The sequence below is a fragment of the Paenibacillus sp. FSL W8-0426 genome (assembly GCF_037969725.1).
Lineage (GTDB): Bacteria > Bacillota > Bacilli > Paenibacillales > Paenibacillaceae > Paenibacillus > Paenibacillus hubeiensis.
On record NZ_CP150203.1, the window covers coordinates 3,061,919 to 3,079,185 of the forward strand.

14 protein-coding genes and 1 pseudogene are annotated in these 17,267 nt (G+C 49.9%); 11 read left to right on the plus strand and 4 right to left on the minus strand.

Annotated elements, in window-relative coordinates; all coding sequences use genetic code 11:
* Positions 1 to 77 precede the first annotated feature (77 nt).
* From MKY59_RS13950 to MKY59_RS13965, 4 genes are all read left to right on the plus strand, one after another.
* A complete protein-coding gene (locus MKY59_RS13950; RefSeq protein WP_339278066.1) occupies positions 78 to 977 on the plus strand; it encodes a LysR family transcriptional regulator in 900 nt (299 codons plus the stop codon).
* 102 nt (positions 978 to 1,079) lie between these two features.
* Positions 1,080 to 2,582 carry a HAMP domain-containing sensor histidine kinase gene (locus MKY59_RS13955; protein ID WP_339278067.1) on the plus strand — a complete coding sequence of 501 codons (1,503 nt, stop codon included), beginning with the start codon at positions 1,080 to 1,082 and terminating at the stop codon, positions 2,580 to 2,582.
* The gene (locus tag MKY59_RS13960) at positions 2,554 to 3,252 is read left to right on the plus strand and encodes a response regulator transcription factor (RefSeq protein WP_339278068.1); all 699 of its coding nucleotides are present in this window, start codon (positions 2,554 to 2,556) and stop codon (positions 3,250 to 3,252) included. The genes MKY59_RS13955 and MKY59_RS13960 overlap by 29 nt, the downstream gene beginning before the upstream one ends.
* A gap of 120 nt (positions 3,253 to 3,372) precedes the next feature.
* Positions 3,373 to 4,878, plus strand: coding sequence for an S-layer homology domain-containing protein (locus MKY59_RS13965; RefSeq protein WP_339278069.1), 1,506 nt, complete (start codon positions 3,373 to 3,375; stop codon positions 4,876 to 4,878).
* 225 nt (positions 4,879 to 5,103) lie between these two features.
* On the opposite strand, the gene MKY59_RS13970 is transcribed toward MKY59_RS13965, so the two are convergent.
* Both MKY59_RS13970 and MKY59_RS13975 read right to left on the minus strand, forming a co-directional pair.
* Positions 5,104 to 5,946: an aldo/keto reductase gene (locus MKY59_RS13970; RefSeq protein ID WP_339278070.1), complete on the minus strand. Its 843-nt coding sequence runs from the start codon at positions 5,944 to 5,946 to the stop codon at positions 5,104 to 5,106.
* On the minus strand, positions 5,943 to 7,184 hold the full coding sequence (locus MKY59_RS13975; RefSeq protein ID WP_339278071.1) for an MFS transporter: 1,242 nt from the start codon (positions 7,182 to 7,184) through the stop codon (positions 5,943 to 5,945). The genes MKY59_RS13970 and MKY59_RS13975 overlap by 4 nt, the downstream gene beginning before the upstream one ends.
* Before the next feature lie 203 nt (positions 7,185 to 7,387).
* Here MKY59_RS13975 and MKY59_RS13980 point away from each other — a divergent pair, with 203 nt between their 5' ends.
* Positions 7,388 to 7,777, plus strand: a complete 390-nt coding sequence (locus MKY59_RS13980) for a helix-turn-helix domain-containing protein (RefSeq protein ID WP_236413836.1) — start codon at positions 7,388 to 7,390, stop codon at positions 7,775 to 7,777.
* Between the two features lie 153 nt (positions 7,778 to 7,930).
* Here MKY59_RS13980 and MKY59_RS13985 read toward each other — a convergent pair whose 3' ends face one another.
* Together MKY59_RS13985 and metE are read right to left on the minus strand one after the other, a co-directional pair.
* On the minus strand, positions 7,931 to 8,710 hold the full coding sequence (locus MKY59_RS13985) for a DUF817 domain-containing protein (RefSeq protein WP_339278072.1): 780 nt from the start codon (positions 8,708 to 8,710) through the stop codon (positions 7,931 to 7,933).
* A gap of 497 nt (positions 8,711 to 9,207) precedes the next feature.
* Complete coding sequence (metE, locus tag MKY59_RS13990) at positions 9,208 to 11,505, minus strand: 5-methyltetrahydropteroyltriglutamate--homocysteine S-methyltransferase (protein WP_339278073.1); 2,298 nt, start codon at positions 11,503 to 11,505, stop codon at positions 9,208 to 9,210.
* Positions 11,506 to 11,893: 388 nt separating this feature from the next.
* On the opposite strand from metE, the gene MKY59_RS13995 reads away from it, so the two are divergent.
* The 6 genes and pseudogenes from MKY59_RS13995 (at position 11,894) to MKY59_RS14020 (ending at position 17,008) form a co-directional block, all read left to right on the plus strand.
* A complete protein-coding gene (locus MKY59_RS13995; protein WP_339278074.1) occupies positions 11,894 to 12,637 on the plus strand; it encodes an SDR family NAD(P)-dependent oxidoreductase in 744 nt (247 codons plus the stop codon).
* Positions 12,638 to 12,889: 252 nt separating this feature from the next.
* On the plus strand, positions 12,890 to 13,318 hold the full coding sequence (locus MKY59_RS14000) for a DUF1801 domain-containing protein (RefSeq protein WP_236414338.1): 429 nt from the start codon (positions 12,890 to 12,892) through the stop codon (positions 13,316 to 13,318).
* Between the two features lie 82 nt (positions 13,319 to 13,400).
* Entirely contained in the window at positions 13,401 to 14,318 is a 918-nt protein-coding gene (locus tag MKY59_RS14005; RefSeq protein ID WP_339278390.1) for a YafY family protein, read from the plus strand.
* Between the two features lie 83 nt (positions 14,319 to 14,401).
* Positions 14,402 to 14,908 (plus strand): DinB family protein, encoded by a 507-nt coding sequence (locus MKY59_RS14010; RefSeq protein WP_339278075.1) that lies wholly within the window; start codon positions 14,402 to 14,404, stop codon positions 14,906 to 14,908.
* Positions 14,909 to 14,934: 26 nt separating this feature from the next.
* Positions 14,935 to 15,067: pseudogene (locus tag MKY59_RS14015) on the plus strand (thymidylate synthase); the annotation flags it as partial.
* A gap of 168 nt (positions 15,068 to 15,235) precedes the next feature.
* Positions 15,236 to 17,008 carry a CotH kinase family protein gene (locus MKY59_RS14020; RefSeq protein ID WP_339278076.1) on the plus strand — a complete coding sequence of 591 codons (1,773 nt, stop codon included), beginning with the start codon at positions 15,236 to 15,238 and terminating at the stop codon, positions 17,006 to 17,008.
* Positions 17,009 to 17,267 lie beyond the last annotated feature (259 nt).

A 17,267-nucleotide genomic window follows, 5' to 3' on the forward strand; every position in this document is an offset into this window, starting at 1 on the left:
CGAAAGTATATGAAAAAAGTATGTTTGATCACGCCGTCAACCATTCATGTACGCATTTACCGAGTATGGAGGAACTCATGGATATCAAACAGTTGCGTTATTTCATCGCCCTTGCCGAGGAAAAGCAGGTGACTTCGGCAGCGCGCAGGCTTCATATGTCCCAGCCCCCGCTCAGTCAACAGCTGAAGCTGATGGAAAGCGAGCTGGGCGTACGGCTGTTTCACCGGAACGGGCGTCATTTGGAGATGACGGCTTCCGGGAAAACGTTGTACGAGCATGCATTGACGATTACCCGCCTGATGGAGGAAGCCAAAGAAGAGGTGCGCGAATCCGGCACGGATATTCGGGGGAAATTGTCCATTGGAGTCAATACGTTGTCCGATCCGGGGCTGCCGGGTGCACTAAGCCGTTTTCGAGAGCAATATCCCAAAGTGACGTTCAAGATCCAGCAGAACGAAACGAATACGCTCATCCGGTTGATCCGGGAAAAGATGCTCGACATGGCGATCGTCCGCATGCCCGTCGATATGGAAGGACTGGACTACACGCTGCTCGGGGAAGAGCCTCTTCAATTCGTTGTCGGGGAGAACGGACCGGCATCCGTAGCAAACCTTGCTCAGGCCGTATCCTACGAAACGATCGCGGGCTATCCGCTGCTGCTCCCCAGTACGGAAGGTCTCGGACTATACAATCTGTTGCTGGAGCAATTCCGCTCCAAAGGGCTAACGCCGGACATTATCGGAGAATGCTCCGACATCGGCATGCTGCTGGAACTCGTTTCCTCCGGATTCGGGGCGTCCATATTGCCCAAGACGTCACTGGCGAGATATATGGATCATCGCCTGCGAACGTATCGCATCGATGATGCAAAGGCGGTATCCGGTTCGGCCGTAGTCTGGCTGAAACGCCATTATTTGAGCAAAGCGGCCATGCTGCTGATCGATTCGATATCGGACAGGTCATCCCGCGAGCGTTAAAACCGGTATTGTTGCATCGGCATGCCGCATATGGGCAACCGGATCAAACTTGTGTTAACATGTGCACTAACGCATTCATAGCAACATGAAGAAGGTGAACCCATGTCGATTCGAATCAAAATGCTGTTGTCCTTTACGGGGATGGTGGTCATAAGCCTGTTGTTTGTCTTGTTTACGGCAAGTCTCTATACCATTGCAGCGACGGGGGATCTGCAAAGCTTCCGCGATATTTATAAAGTACATTACCAAGTCAACCCGCTAACCGATCAAGGAGAAGCCATCTTCCAGGAATTGAAATATACAGCCAAAAACAGCCCGGACGACCTTCAGGACGTCGTTTTGCTGCGCGAGTACGACATGAAGCTGCGAGTCGAGAAATCAGGGCTGTTCGTCAGGCGCGAGAGTCATCAGATTTTCGAATCGCTGACGTTCAATCAACCGGAACTGGGGAGGGCGCTGCCTCCCTATGATCTGAACAACAACCAAATCCGCAGCACGTTTAACATCAGCGAACGATTCTATGCTTACGCCAAATTCGATTTCACATTTTCGGACGGTGAGCGGGGGAGCGTGTTCGTCATTCGGGAGAGAAGCCCGGTTGCCGAACTTACGAGTAAACTGCTTCCGGTTATGTCGCTTTTGCTGATCGGCGTGCTGATCGTTACGAACCTGCTGCTTTACCGCTGGATCACTCGAAGTTTCATTAAGCCGTTGAATCAACTGAAAGACTCTGCAGAGCGAATCAAGGAGGGCAACCTCGCGTTCCAACTCAAGCGCAATTCCAATGACGAGGTCGGACAATTGAGCGAAGCTTTCGAGAGCATGCGCAACCAATTGCAGCGTTCGAACGAGCTCCGGAAACTGGACGAACAGAACCGAAAGGAGCTCATTTCCAACATTTCGCATGATTTGCGTACGCCGATCACCAACATTAAAGGATACATCGAAGGCATTCGCGACGGCGTGGCCAACACCCCTGAGAAAATGGAAAGCTACGTCAACATCATTCACGCCAAAGCCGTTAGCATGGACAAGCTGGTCGATGAGCTCTTCTTGTACTCCAAGCTCGACTTGAATCAAGAACCGTTTCTGTTCAAAACGGTGGACATCGTCGATTTTTTGGAAGACAGCATCGAGGAATTAAGATACGACATGGAAGGCAAAGGCGTCGTCTTCGGTTGGTTCAACCATGCGGCCGGGCCAGTCATGGCATCAGTGGATTTGGACAAGCTGCAGCGTACGGTGGTCAACATCGTGGACAATGCGCTTAAATATATGGAAACCGACGGACAGAGGCGATTCGGCATTACGCTGGATGCGGACAGCGAATGGATCACGATGGCGTTCATGGATAACGGAAAAGGCATACCGGAAGAGGCCTTGCCCCATATTTTCGAGCGTTTCTACCGTGCGGAGCCATCCCGCAATTCCGCAACGGGAGGGAGCGGACTAGGGCTTGCCATCGCCCGTCAAATCATCGACGGCCATGGCGGCTTGATCTGGGCAGAGAGCGAGAAGGGGGCAGGGACGACGATTTTCATCCAATTGAAACGGCTGACGGAAGAGGAGGTACGGCATGGAGAAAGCCAACATATTGATCATTGAGGACGAAACGACGATTGCGCAATTGGAGCGGGATTATTTTGAGCTTCACGGATTCGCTGTCGATCTTTGCCATACCGGAAACGAAGGGCTGAAGCTGGGGCTGGAGGAAGACTATAACCTGATCGTTGTTGACCTGATGCTGCCGGGATTGGATGGTTTCGAGTTGTGCAGGCGCATTCGCGAGGTGAAGGAAGTGCCTATTCTCGTCGTGTCCGCCAAAAAGGAAGAGATCGACAAAATCCGGACGTTCAATCTGGGCGTCGACGATTTTATCACGAAACCGTTCAGTCCAAGCGAATTGGTTGCCAGAGCCAAAGCCCATTTGATGAGATACGAGCGGCTGCTCGGCAAAAGCAAACCCGCGGAGCAGGATGAAATTCATGTTCGCGGACTGCACATCGACAAGGCATCCCGCCGCGTGTTTGCGAATGGCGAAGAAATCGCGATCACTACGAAGGAGTTCGATCTGTTAGTCTTCCTGGCCAGCCATCCTAACAGGGTATTTGGAAAAACCGAATTGTTCGAACGTATTTGGGGCATGGATTCCAGTGGGGATATCGCCACGGTGACTGTGCACATTCGCAAGCTTCGCGGAAAGCTTGAGGCTGATCCGTCGAATCCGGAGTATATCGAAACGGTATGGGGAGCAGGGTACCGGTTTACGGTCTGAGTTTCGATAAAAATTCGCCAAAGTTTATTTTTTGTTAATCTTTTTGCCCTTGGGAGTTTCTTTCTATCCTCTATGATAGGAATACAGGCAATAACAACCCATTAGAGGAGGAAATTCAGCATGAAACTCACAGCCAAAAAATTCGCCGCATTGTTAACCATAGCCGCATTAGGAACGACAGCACTTCCGACCTCTTATCATCAGGCATACGCAGCTCCAAGCACCGTGAACGTCTCGGCGACAGGATTGCAGTTGGCCTCACAGATTGAAGCCGCCATTAAGGAATTGAACGATCTCGGCATCATGAACGGATATGCAGACGGCTCGATGGGAGAGCAGCGGGAAATCAACCGCGCCGAACTCGCCACATTGTTATATAAAGGGTTTGGACTGGAAAACAAGTCGGGTGAAGGCGTGCAATTGTCCGACGTCAATGCCAATGCATGGTATGCGCCATACGCATCGAAGCTTGTTGAACTCGGCATCATGAAAGCCGACAACGGTCAGTTCAATCCGCAAGCCACCATAACGGATGCGGAGCTCGCTGAAGCCGTTTCCTCGGTGCTGCAGCGGGACATCAAATCCGTTCAGCACTGGATGAACGCATTTTACGTGGAGAGCAGCCCAGTAACGCGGGGAGAAACGGCGGTCTTGCTGCAAACGGCCCGTTTGGCCATTCCTTCCGAAGAAGCACAGGTGACCAGCGTTCGATCGCTGAACGCCATTACGCTGATCGTTACGTTCGACAGACCATTGACAGCAGCGGATGAAGTTTTTGCCAAAGCACAAACGGATTTGGCGATCAGCGGAGGGTTGAAATTAACCAACATGCCTCGTTTGAAAACAGGGTCGATCGCAACCTATATCGTTCCGACGTCCGTTCAGAACGAGGGCGAATTCTATCGTCTTACATACAAAGGGAAAGCTGCAGGCACATTCACGGGCAGCGGCACCAAACTGAATATGACGACAGCAACCCAGATCACGAACGATACATTTGAGCTTGAAGCTCTGCAAGCGAATGGCGTCGTCGACTACGGGTACGTCATTTCCGCATACAGCGGCGGACGTGGCGCAAACGCATTCGTGCTGGACGACAGCGAAGAAGCAGCAGGAAAAACGTATCAGATCATCTCTTCCATGCAAGCAAGAGAAGTGGTGATCACACCGGAAGGCGGCGAGCCGATTGTTGCGAAATACGTTCCGTTCACCCAATCGACGGATGGCAAACAAAAGCCGAAATTCCGCATGCCGGAAGGGCAGGTGCTGCAACCTGGCGTGAAATATACGGTGACTTCCGATTGGGCAAACATTGCCAATCCTTCGTTCGTGGCGTCAACGTTCGAACCGCTCCAGATTGAAAGCGCGCAGGCCTTGAGTGAAACGTCCGTGGAAGTCACGCTGGCCCAAGATCCTGGCGATGAACTGTTCTCCGGCCGCAGCGTCACGCTGACATCGCCGGAAGGAGACGTATTGACGGCGACATACAAATATTCGAGCCGCAAAGGCGCGACAGGCGTATTTGACCTGTCTGGCGACGGCAAGCTGGTAACTGGCACAACGTACACCGTGGCACCTGTCGGTGAATGGGCAGTCGCTGTTTCGGTAACGACGACATTTGAGTAAGAGAGCGGACGTAAACATTCCGGACCGAGGCGGCGTATCGCCGCTCACCCACGCCAAGTACAACGGATTTAAGGAAATAGAAGCCATCCCTGCTGCAGGCAATTGCCAAAGAGTAGACTTAGTTTCAAATTGCAAATCCCATCAAAAACGAAAACCGGCCTTCTCCTAATGTGGGGAAGGCCGGTTTTTTGAAATCACCAATGTTTATCGGTGCAATGACAAGGCTTAAAAATCGAAATTGTCCGGGTCGGGTCCGACGCGCAGATTTTCGTTCATCGCCGTAATTTGCTTCATTTCATCGGCGGACAGTTCAAAGTCGAACACATCGGCATTGGAAACGATCCGCTGCTCTTTGGTGGATTTCGGAATCGTCACCACGCCATTTTGCAGATCCCAACGGATGATGACTTGGGCCACTTCCTTGTTGTGTTTGTCCGCGATTTCCCGGAGCAGCGGATGGTCAAGCAATTGTCCTTGCATCAACGGTGACCACGCCTCCAATTGAATGCCGTGCTCGCGGCAGAAGTCGCCGACTTCCTGCTGGGTGAGACGAGGATGGTATTCCACCTGATTGACCATGGGCACAACTTTGGCGTCCTTCATCAAATCCTGCAGATGATGAACCTGGAAGTTGCTGACACCGATCGCTTTCACTTTGCCGGATGCATAGAGCGTCTCCAATGCTCTCCAGGCCTCTTTATATTTTCCGGCAACCGGCCAATGAATGAGGTACAGATCCAGGTAATCCAATCCCAATTTTTGCAGACTTGCCTCATATGCGGCAAGAGTGGACTCATATCCAAGATCGGCATTCCATACTTTCGAAGTGATGAACAATTCGTCACGGCTTATTCCGGCATTTTTCATACCTTGGCGGATGCCTTCGCCGACTCCTGATTCATTGCCATAAATAGCAGCGGTATCGATGCTCCGATAACCTTGCCCAATCGCATATTGAACCGCATGAACGAGTTCCTGTCCTTCTTCCACCTTGAATACGCCGAGGCCCAGGCCTGGCATGTTGACTCCATTATGCAGCGTGACTGTATCTTGCAAATTTTTTATCATGATTGTGCCTCCAATGAATGGTTTTGTTGGTATTGTGTTTGTTGCGGTTTATCGGCTCGGGCGTCGCGTTTTTCAAGCAGCCGGCTCCAGCCTGTAAGAATAACCGCGCCTGCGACCATCAGCGCTCCGATCCAGGCGGTGTGGATCAAGCCGATCGAATCGGTGATCACGCCGCCGAGATACGAGCCGATGGCGATGCCTGCATTAAATGCCGCGATGTTGATCGCGGACGCGACATCCACCGCTGATGGAACATAACGCTCTGCAAGCACGACGACATGCGACTGCAAGCCGGGAACGTTCATGAAAGCGAACAAGCCCATGAGAATTAAAGTTATGAGACCGGCAACCTTATACGGTGCTGTGAAGTACATGGCAAACAGGACGATGGCCTGAATGATGAACATGAAAAATAATGCGCGCAGCGTATTCCGGTTAGCCAGTTTGCCGCCAGCCATGTTGCCGATGGCGATCGCAACGCCGTAGACGAGAAGAATGATGGCAACGGTGCTTTCTCCAAATCCCGTAATGGTTTGAAGCATTGGCGACAGGTACGTGTACACCACGAAGGTGCCGCCGTATCCCAAAGCGGTAATCATGAACATCAACAACAAGCGTCCGTTCGTGATCAGCTTGTACTGATCCCGGAAAGAAGCCTTCGCGCCTTTGCGCAGATCGGACGGAACGAGCAGGGCGTTTGCGACAAATGCTGCTGCACCGATGGCGACGATAATGATGAATGCGACGCGCCATCCAAATTGCTGCCCGATAAAGGTACCGATCGGCACTCCGGTTACCGTAGCCACGGTAAGGCCGGTAAACATGATCGAAATGGCGCTCGCCCGTCGGTGCTCAGGCACGACGTCCGCGGCGATCGTCGACCCGATCGACATAAACACGCCGTGGGAGAACGCGGACACGACCCGTGCGGCCAGCAGCATGCCGATGCTGGTTGCCGACGCCGCCAGCGCGTTGCCGATGATGAATACGACCATAATCCACAGCAGCAACGTTTTGCGTGGTATTTTCGAAGTGACGGACGTCAGTACGGGCGCTCCGAACGTGACGCCCAGCGCATATAGTGAAACGGTCAGCCCTGCCGTTGTGACGGAAATATGCATGTCCTCCGCGATCAGGGGCAGCAGCCCGACGCTGATGAACTCGGTGGTGCCGATGGCAAAGGCGCTAATGGCCAAAGCCAACAGCGCAAGCAGGCTGCGTTTGTTGTCCGTAGACATGAATGTTCCCTCCTGTATAGGTTATGATGCAAAGTAGATGCCAGCTTGATTTGTTAATCCGTAAAGCGTGGCACTTCTCGGCGACAAATGCTATTATGGAGGATGAATTCAAAGGTTGGAAGTACGTACTTTTTTGTACTATAGGAACCTGAAAGTACGATAGGTACTTTTTGGTGCCTACCTTACGCAATGGAGAGATGAAGATGAAGGACAAAAAATATAACATCGGGGTAGAGGCAACGCTGGACGTCATCGGGGGGAAATGGAAATGCGTCATTCTGTGCCATCTGACCCATGGACGGAGAAGAACCAGCGAGTTGAAGCGGCTCATGCCAGACATCACGCAAAAAATGCTGACGCAGCAGCTGCGCGAGCTTGAAGCCGACGGCATTATCAAACGGATCGTGCACCATGAAATTCCTCCCAAGGTGGAGTATGAATTGAGCGAATACGGGCAAAGCCTGCAAAGCATTCTCGATGCGTTATGCGCATGGGGGGAACAGCACATCTGTAATGTGTACGGCCATTACGACGTGCTCGACCAAAATCCGCTGAACGAACATTTGCGATCCTCCGCGAATGAACCGCAATAACGAACCCGCAGAATGAACTTAAGCCGTCTCGTAGCCCTCTGGAAAATGACCAAAGCCCTGCCAATCCATGGATTGGCAGGGCTTTTGAAGGTTGTTACATCGTCTAACATGGATACTCTACAGCATGATGTATGCATGGGAGTTGTTTTGCATTCAACGCGGTTCCTTGGTTGCCCGTGCAGCTTTCACATATTTAAGCTGTGCAACGATGATCACGCTGATAATGACCAGCAAAAACCAGGAGCTGATCTTGCTGAAACTGACCAGATGCCAGGTTTCGTGCTGGTCCGGATATTTCCAGCCATTAAAAAAGGTAGCGATATTCTCGGCTGCCCAAATGAAAAATCCGACAATGAGGAACGCGATCGTTAACGGCATGCGATATGTTTTGGTACGTACTCTATAGATGATCCAAGTTTTCCAGAAGACGATAAACACCAACGCCGTCAACCACCAGCGAAAATCAGGAATGAAATGATGGGTGAAAAAGTTGAGGTATATCGCTCCGCCAAGCAGGAAGGAAGACGCGCCTCCAGGCCATCCGGTCATATCCATCCGCAGCCTGCGCCAGATCTGGCACATGAAGCTCGCCACGCTCGCGTACATGAACCCGCTGTAGAGCGGAACTCCGAACAGTTTGGTATACGCTTCTTCAGGGTACGACCAAGATCCCATCCAGACTTTATACAATTCAAGTGCCAGGCCGATGACGTGAAAGACGCAGATGACTTTGATTTCGTCGAGGGTTTCCAGTCCGCTGAGGTACATAACATACTGCACGCCGAGCAATATGAGCAGGATCGCATCGTAACGATGCAGGAAAGGAATCTCGATGATGCTGGTCAGGGCCAGCGTTCCAAAGATGGCGACCGGGAAAATGCAGCTCATCGCCTGATGATATCCAAAATGGAAAAGTTGAATGAAAGCTTTCAAAACGGTTGTGCTCCTTCCGATGCACTGCCTGAATGCGATGGATGACATGACGTCATTCATTCGTTTTAATGTCTATAGAAACCGCGTTAATCAATCACACAAGGCCACTGCGAGTGCAGTACCATCTTCCGATCGCTGTTATCCCCAGATTTTTTTGAATCCCCTTTCTAAGGGGAAAATCCGGTGATAAATGCGACCGCTTCGCTTCTCCAGACTGGTTCTGCCTCTCCGTTAACGTGTGTATGTTTTTTGCGGTTTATTTACATAGCCCATTCATCATAATATATGTGATCAGGCAGAAAAAGAGAAAAAAACGGATATACATCTTCTTGTTTTAGCCGAAAAGGAATGAAAGCGAACGACTGCTTTTAGCATAACGCACACAAAAAAAGCCGGACACGCCTGTTGCAGGCGGGACCAGCTTCTGAGGAATACGCGATAAAAGCAGCGCATGTGAATCAAACGGTTATTACATGTTCGTGTACTTCATCATGGTCTTAATTTGCAGCAGTGGTTGAAACGTACTTGGCACGGGCAATTTTAGTGGCATCGACCATGTTGCGCAGGGAAGCGATCGTTTCTTCCTGTCCCCGGGTTTTTAAGCCGCAATCCGGATTGATCCAGAACAGCTTCGGATCGAGCACCCGCAAGGCACGGTCGATCATGGTGCTCATTTCCTCGACGTTTGGAACGCGCGGACTATGGATATCATAGACCCCGAGACCGATGCCCAGTTTGTATGTGTTCAGCTCAAAGCTGTGAATCAGCTCGCCATGGCTGCGGGACGTTTCGATCGAGATGACGTCGGCATCCATCGCTTCGATCGAGTCGATCATGTCATGGAATTCGCAATAGCACATATGCGTATGGATTTGCGTTGTTTCCTGCACGGTACACGTCGTGATTCGGAATGCTTTGACCGCCCAATCCAGGTAATTCGCCTGCTCCGCTTCCTTAAGCGGCAAACCTTCGCGAACTGCGGGTTCATCGACCTGAATCATGCCAATGCCTGCCTGTTCTAAAGCTTCGACTTCTTGTCTAAGCGCGTAAGCCAGTTGATAAGCGATCTGCTCACGCGGGATATCGTCGCGCACGAACGACCAGTTCATGATGGTGATCGGTCCGGTCAGCATGCCTTTGACCGGGCGATCGGTTCGGGATTGGGCGTATTTGGTTTCTTCAACGGTCATTTCTCCGATAAAGGCGACATCACCATAGATCACAGGCGGTTTTACGCAACGGGAACCATACGACTGGACCCAGCCGAATTGCGTAAACGCAAAGCCGGCCAGTTTTTCACCGAAAAATTCAACCATGTCGGTACGTTCGAACTCCCCGTGTACGAGTACATCCAGCCCGATATTTTCCTGAATTTCAATCCAAGCATCGATCTGTTTCCGGATAAAGTCGGCATATCGTTCATCACTGAGCTCGCGTTTGCGCCACGATTGGCGTGCTTTCCGCACTTCGGCGGATTGAGGGAAGCTGCCGATCGTCGTCGTTGGGAAAAGAGGCAACTGCCATTTGGCTTGCTGCAAGGCGTAACGTTCCGCAAAAGGAAGGGAACGCTTCGGCTCTTGCTTACTCAATGCAGCCACCGCCTGATGAACGGCAGCCCGATTCCGCTCTGCCGATTGCTGAAGAGCCTGAAGGGCTTGCTCTGCATCATGCAATTCGGTTTCGATCTCTGCTTTCCCGGAAGACAGGGCTTTGGTCAACAGAACGATTTCATGGAGCTTCTCATCGGCAAAAGCGAGCGCGTTGTTCAACTCGGACGGAAGCTTCGTCTCTCGCTCCGTAGTAACCGGCACATGAAGCAGGCTGCAAGAGGACTGCACGATGATGCGTTCCGACGGCACGATTTTGGCCAAAGACTCCAGCAACAGCAGCTTGTCCTGAAGGGAAGCCTTCCAGATTCCACGCCCATCGATGACGCCTGCACCGAGCACCTTGTCTGCCGGGAAACCGGACGTTTGGATGGACTTCAGATTGCCGGAAAGTCCATGAACGAAATCAAGACCGATGCCTTGTACGGGCAATGCCACGATGTCGTCATAATGTTCCACCGATTCAAAGTAGGTTTGCAGCATGATGTTCAGGCCTGGTGCCGCTGTGGCAAATGTCTTGTAGATTTTGTTGAGCCGGCTGATATCCGCTGTATCCAAGGAAGTGACCAGAATCGGTTCATCGATTTGAACCCACTGAACGCCTTCGTCCGCAAGCTCTTTAAGAAGCTGCGAATAGAGTGGAAGGAGGCGATCGAGCCAAGCATCGGTTTCGGATTTGTCGTACCCTTTGGACAATTTCAGGAAAGTCAGCGGACCAACAATCACGGGTTTGCCTTCAATCCCCAGCTGTGCTTTGGCTTCGCGGTAAGCGACCAGCGGTCTGTTCTCGGTGAGCGCCGGTTCGGCGCCATCCAGCTCGGGAACGATATAGTGATAGTTGGTGTTGAACCATTTTGTCATTTCGCTGGCTGCCGCATCTTTCGTACCGCGGGCAATGCCGTAATAAACGGATAACGGAACGGCGCCGCCGTCGTAAGAAAAGCGTTTCGGAACGATGCCAAACATGACGGCCGTATCCAACATGTGATCGTAGAAACTGAAATCATTCACGGGAATGAGATCGACGCCTTTGGCCTGCTGTTTGCGCAAATGGTCTAAACGAATGTCTTGCAGCCGCTGCAAAAATTCCGTTTCTTCCAGTTTTCCCGCCCAAAAGGCTTCCAATGCTTTTTTCCATTCACGGTCCGCGCCGATTCGCGGATATCCCAATACACTGCTCTTCGTCATTGCTCATAACCCCTCTACAAATGTGTTACAGAAAAGGTATCATAGAATGCCCGGCACCATGTAATTCCAGAAAATTATATCTAGCTATAGCTAAAAGCTATAGTGGGAATGACGATGACTGCATGGAGCGAACCTGAAGAAGCTTCGGAAATGTACGGGAGATCGGCATCACGAATGGACCAATGGTTGTGGGGCATAATAGTCATCGAAATAGAGGGGGGATTACGATATTAAGTTACTATTCATTTAATTAGTAACTTTCGTAATTAAGTTATGGGGATACGATCAATGTTTCAAATCTAAGACGGAACGGTTACATATTCCAAGCGTTTATTTTGTGTATAGTAGCTTGATTTTCGTCAAAATCGTTTATACTGGAGGAATCAACATGACGGATCTTAAAGACAAGGTTGCCATTATTACGGGCGGGGCTTCCGGTATAGGTTTGGCAACGGTAAAAGCTTTTCTGGACAAAGGCGCGAAAGTCGTGATCGCCGATTACAATGAGGAGCACGGAAAAAGCGTGGAACAAGAACTGAAACAGACCTATAAAGATGTTGTTTTTATCAAAACGAATGTAGCCGATGAGAAACAAGTCGAAAACTTGGTGGCAGAAACAGTTAAACAATTCGGAAAATTGGACGTGATGTTTAACAATGCCGGCGTTGGCGTGCAGAAACCTTCGCATGAATTGACGGACGAAGAATACAAACGTGTCATTTCCATCAACCAAGACGGCGTATTCTACGGTTCAAAATATGCCATCCGCGAAATGCTGAAAACAGGTGGAGGTTCTGTCATCAGCACGTCTTCGATTCTTGGTTCCGTGGGTGAACCCACGTCCATGCCTTATGCAGCAAGTAAAGGTGCCGTCAACCAGATCACCAAATCGCTTGCTCTGGAATATGCGGATCGTAACATCCGCGTTAATGCCGTAGCTCCCGGATTCGTCGAGAGCGGCATGGTCAACAAAGAGGCACTGGGAGAATTCTACGACGGTTTGGTCGCGAAACATCCGCTGGGCCGCTTGGGCAGACCGGAAGAGATTGCTCATGCCGTCGTATTCCTGGCTGAAAATGATTTTGTTACAGGAACAACCGTGTTAGTGGACGGCGGATATCTGGCCCAATAACTACCCGATCTATAGCATTTGAAGCCGAAAAGCGGTACAAACCTGAAAATGGTTTGTGCTGCTTTTTTTGTTTGTTTTGGCAATGCCTCCATTCTTGATGGGAAGTTCTGTCAGTATAGCATGCTTGATTGGTATAAAAAGGGCTTTGGATCTTTGAATAATTCTCTCCTAGATGTATAGGCTGCTCCTGTGCTATGTTGTATGGTGCAGGAGGACGCCTGCTTATCGATGATGAGAAGCGAGGGACCATTCATGTATAAACAAAAGACGAAACAAACCGATTGCAGTGTCGTTGAATTCATCGAAAGCGTGGACAACCCGAAAAAACGGGAGGATGCCTATCGATTGCTGGATATATTCACGAAGGCTACGGGAGATGAAGCCAAGATGTGGGGCCCGACCATCATCGGATTCGGAGCGTATCATTACAAGTATGAATCCGGCCATGAAGGCCATGCGCCGCTGGTGGGATTCTCCCCAAGAAAAGCAAAAATCAGCTTGTATTTTGCGACAGGAGACCCGCAGCGGGAACATCTTTTGAAAGATTTCGGCAAACATACGACAGGAAAAGCATGCGTCTACATTAACAAGGTGGACGATATTAACGTCGGGATATTGGAAGCTTTAATCCAACAGTCGGTCCGCTTTTTGAAGGAAAGGTACCCCGCCGGCCCGGCTTGAGGCAAGATAACGTAAAAGCAGGAAAGCATCCGTGATGTACTAACATCTAACTATATGAAAAAAGAATGAGGCGGGAATGTCTATGAAGTTGGAACGATTGATCTCCATCATTTATAAGTTGATCAATCATGAAGTGATATCGGCTTCCACATTAGCCCAAGAGTTTCAAGTCTCGCAAAGAACGATCTATCGGGATATTGACGTGATCTGCGCTGCCGGTTTCCCGGTTGTATCGCACCAGGGAACCAAGGGCGGGTACGGCATGATGGAGGGCTACAAAATGGATAAAAGCCTGCTCGGATCGTATGACGTGAGTACCTTGATCACCGTGCTCCAAAGTCTGTCCACCGTGTTTGACGACGAGCGTGCGCAGGGAACCATCGAACGGTTGCAAACGATCGGGCCTGAACATCGGACGCCGAATGTATCGGTCGATTTGGAAACCCGCAGGACGGCACCCGAAGCACTTGAGCTTTTGCGTAAAGCCATAACGAATCGAAGCGTCGTTCGCTTTGACTATATCAATGCCAACAATGAACGTACGCTTCGCGAATTGGAACCGATGAGGCTTCATTATAAATATCGAAATTGGTACATTTACGGATTTTGCCGGACTCGGGACGACTGCCGGGAATTTCGGTTATCCAGGTTGATGAACTTGGTTCTGACTCAAGAAACTTTTCAACCGCATGAGGAGCAGCCGGAAGAAACAAGGGGATCGACCCAAGCATGGCAAGGCGAGTTGGAGGATGTTGTGATTCGCGTAGGACCTGAAGCTTTGGCGGAAGCGTTGGATCAATTTCATCACATGCACAAGCAATTTCATGCCGACGGCAGCATGACGATGCGAATTCCCGTGTATAAACCGTTGGAAGCGAAGTGGCTTTGGTTCATTCTGCTCGGATTCGGCAGCAGGGCAGAGGTGCTTGAACCCTATGAATTGCGGGGCATCTTAAAAAAACAACTTCAAAATACGCTCCAACTTTATGAAGAAGGCTGACACGCTGTTGTCAAACTTCTTTTTTTATAATCATGTTCAGAAACGTAAACAAAATCATTGCTAATTCAAAGGAGACGCTACGAATGACAAATCATGCAACGGAAATGTATCATTACCATGTTTGGGCGAACCAAACGATCTTAGGGAGAATTGGCGAGCTGCCATCCTCGGTGCTGCATCAGGAAGTGAACAGCTCGTACCCCACGATCGCCCATGCCCTCAGCCATATTTATGCGGTGGATACGATGTGGTACAAGGTATTGTCAGGAATGGGCATGCAAGAGGCGCTCCAGGAAGGTATGCCGCTAAACGCTCAGATTTTGCCGTCCATCGAAGAATATACCCAGGCTTTTGCCGAGTTGGCGGAACGATTGAAGCAATGGCTCCAAGGCCAAAACGATTTGGAACAAACCATTTTGCTCGATAATCCGTTTGCAGGCATCCGCGAAACGCGTCTATCGGAAATGGTGCTGCACCTTGTTAATCATGGGACTTACCATAGGGGGAACATATCCACAATGCTGCGTCAGTTGGGTCATGCTTCAACGATGAATGACTATGCTTTGTATTGGTATCAAGGCTTGGCGTGAATCCATTTAACTCGAAGGGAGCGATAATCAACACGATCCAAAGCTATAAAAGCCAGCCAAAAAATATACACTAGCCGATTGGACAATTTCATTGCGAACACGAGAGAAAACATCATGTATGGTCAGTGGAATGATCAGGGTCGTTTGTTGGATTATTAGCAGTTGATATTACTCGGATCGTGAAAATTAACCCAGGAAGTCGCCACAATGGCGGCTTTTTTGGCCTTTTGGAACAATTATGCTGTCATCTGTTTCAGATTCATTTAAGAAAAGTTTTTTAAGATGAATTTCAATAAACAGATTAAAAAGCAAAGAGGTGGATGAATCATGACAGTAAACAAATGGACCAAGTTGGTCGGGGTGGCGATATTATGTTCATCCATGTTGGCAGCATGCAGTTCGGGCAGCCAAGGAACTGCAAGCGAAACTGGCACAACCAATGAAGCGAGTACAGATAATCAAAGTACATCTGACGGAACTGCGCAAACAGCTTCATATGCGGAGGAGATCGATAAAACAAAGATCATGTCCATCTCCATCGACGCAGATGAAGATGCATGGCAGCAAATGCTCGACAATGCCACGAATGAAGAGTACATTTCTGCAGACATCACGATTAACGGAACAACGATCAAAAATGTCGGTATCCGTCCAAAGGGTAACTCCAGCCTTAGACAAGTGGCGTCAGACGATACGACGGACCGTTACAGTTTTAAAATTAAGTTCGACGAATTCGTTGAGGATCAAACGTGGGAAGGGCTTGACAAACTTGTCGTTAACAATATGATTTCGGACAGCAGCTATATGAAAGAATATTTGAGCTACGACATCATGAGTTATATCGGCGTGGATGCACCATTGTTCTCGTTCGCCAACATTAGCGTTAACGGGAACACTTGGGGACTGTATCTGGCAGTCGAAGACATCGATGGATCATATAAGGCTCGTGCCAAAAATGATGAAGGCGAAATATACAAGCCGAACAATGATGATAATGATATGGGCGGAGGCGGCATGGGTCAACCAGGAGGTAACCCGCCAACTCCAAACGAAACAACGTCTGACGGCGATCAACAGACGGATCAAGCACGGGCGGCTGGTATGGAACCGCCCGATGGTGCTGAATTTCCGGATATGTATGGGAAGCAAAGCGGATATGGCGAGAATGGTTGGCCGCAAGGTGGCATGGGGGGAAACCGTGGCCGCGGAGGCGGCATGAACGGCGGAGGCAACGGCGTTTCGCTGGAATACACCGATGATGAAATCTCCAGTTATTCTGCGATCTTCGACAATGCCAAGACGAAGACAACGGAAGAGGATGAACAGCGCGTTATTGAAGCGCTCAAAAACTTGAGCACAGGCACGGATCTGGAGAAGTACGTGGATGTGGATGCCGTACTGAAATATTTTGCGGCGCATACGGTCGTCGTAAATATGGACAGCTATACGTCCAGTATGGGACATAACTATTATTTGTATGAAAATGACGGTAAAATCAGCATGCTGCCATGGGATTACAATATGGCGTTCGGTGGCTTCCAGTCGGGCAGCGCGTCCGATGTCGTCAATCAGCCGATCGACACGCCGGTGTCCGGCGTCAGCATGGAAGAACGGCCGATCCTGAGCAAACTGTTAGAGGTGCCGGAGTATAAGGAGAAGTATCATGAATACTTGCAACAAATCATGGACGGCTACTTCGCAGATGGGAAATTTGAGGAGAAAGTGCAAAGTTTGAACGACCTGATCGCAGAATCCGTGAAGGCAGATTCTACGGCGTTCGTAACGTATGACAAATACGAAGAAGCTGTAGCGGAATTGTCCAAACTGGGCACATTGCGTGCGCAAAGCATCCAAGGCCAACTGGACGGAGATATCCCTGCCACGACTCAGGAGCAGCAAGCGAATTCGAACTCCCTGATTGACACTTCATCCATCGACTTGTCCAAATTGAGTGATGGCATGGGAGGTGGAGGACGAGGATTTGGCGGCGGCCAGCGTAAGGATCAAACTGAACAATCCACCGACACCAGCACGAGTACCAGTACCAGTACCAGTACCAGTACCAGTAACAACAGCAGCACTGGCAAGGAATCTAAATAATTTAGCGAAAACATATTCACGCAATCCATGTGCAGTACGATGCTAAATGAAACAGAGTATGTTGCAATACGAAATGTCAAAGAGGTCCATGCCGAAAGGCACAGACCTCTTTGTTGCGTTTATATAAATTGAAATATATAAACTGCAAAAAACATACACACGTTAACGGAGAGGCAGAACCAATCTGGGGATAACAGCGATCGGAAGATGGTACTGCACTCGCAGTGCCCTTGTGTGAATGATTAATGCGGTTTATATA

Excerpts from the sequence above, each read along its gene's own strand:
- MKY59_RS13950 (WP_339278066.1), top strand. The coding sequence starts at position 78 with ATGGATATCAAACAGTTGCGTTATTTCATCGCCCTTGCCGAGGAAAAG.
- MKY59_RS13955 (WP_339278067.1), top strand. The coding sequence starts at position 1,080 with ATGTCGATTCGAATCAAAATGCTGTTGTCCTTTACGGGGATGGTGGTC.
- MKY59_RS13960 (WP_339278068.1), top strand. The coding sequence starts at position 2,554 with ATGGAGAAAGCCAACATATTGATCATTGAGGACGAAACGACGATTGCG.
- MKY59_RS13965 (WP_339278069.1), top strand. The coding sequence starts at position 3,373 with ATGAAACTCACAGCCAAAAAATTCGCCGCATTGTTAACCATAGCCGCA.
- MKY59_RS13970 (WP_339278070.1), bottom strand. The coding sequence starts at position 5,946 with ATGATAAAAAATTTGCAAGATACAGTCACGCTGCATAATGGAGTCAAC.
- MKY59_RS13975 (WP_339278071.1), bottom strand. The coding sequence starts at position 7,184 with ATGTCTACGGACAACAAACGCAGCCTGCTTGCGCTGTTGGCTTTGGCC.
- MKY59_RS13980 (WP_236413836.1), top strand. The coding sequence starts at position 7,388 with ATGAAGGACAAAAAATATAACATCGGGGTAGAGGCAACGCTGGACGTC.
- metE (WP_339278073.1), bottom strand. The coding sequence starts at position 11,505 with ATGACGAAGAGCAGTGTATTGGGATATCCGCGAATCGGCGCGGACCGT.
- MKY59_RS13995 (WP_339278074.1), top strand. The coding sequence starts at position 11,894 with ATGACGGATCTTAAAGACAAGGTTGCCATTATTACGGGCGGGGCTTCC.
- MKY59_RS14000 (WP_236414338.1), top strand. The coding sequence starts at position 12,890 with ATGTATAAACAAAAGACGAAACAAACCGATTGCAGTGTCGTTGAATTC.
- MKY59_RS14005 (WP_339278390.1), top strand. The coding sequence starts at position 13,401 with ATGAAGTTGGAACGATTGATCTCCATCATTTATAAGTTGATCAATCAT.
- MKY59_RS14010 (WP_339278075.1), top strand. The coding sequence starts at position 14,402 with ATGACAAATCATGCAACGGAAATGTATCATTACCATGTTTGGGCGAAC.
- MKY59_RS14020 (WP_339278076.1), top strand. The coding sequence starts at position 15,236 with ATGACAGTAAACAAATGGACCAAGTTGGTCGGGGTGGCGATATTATGT.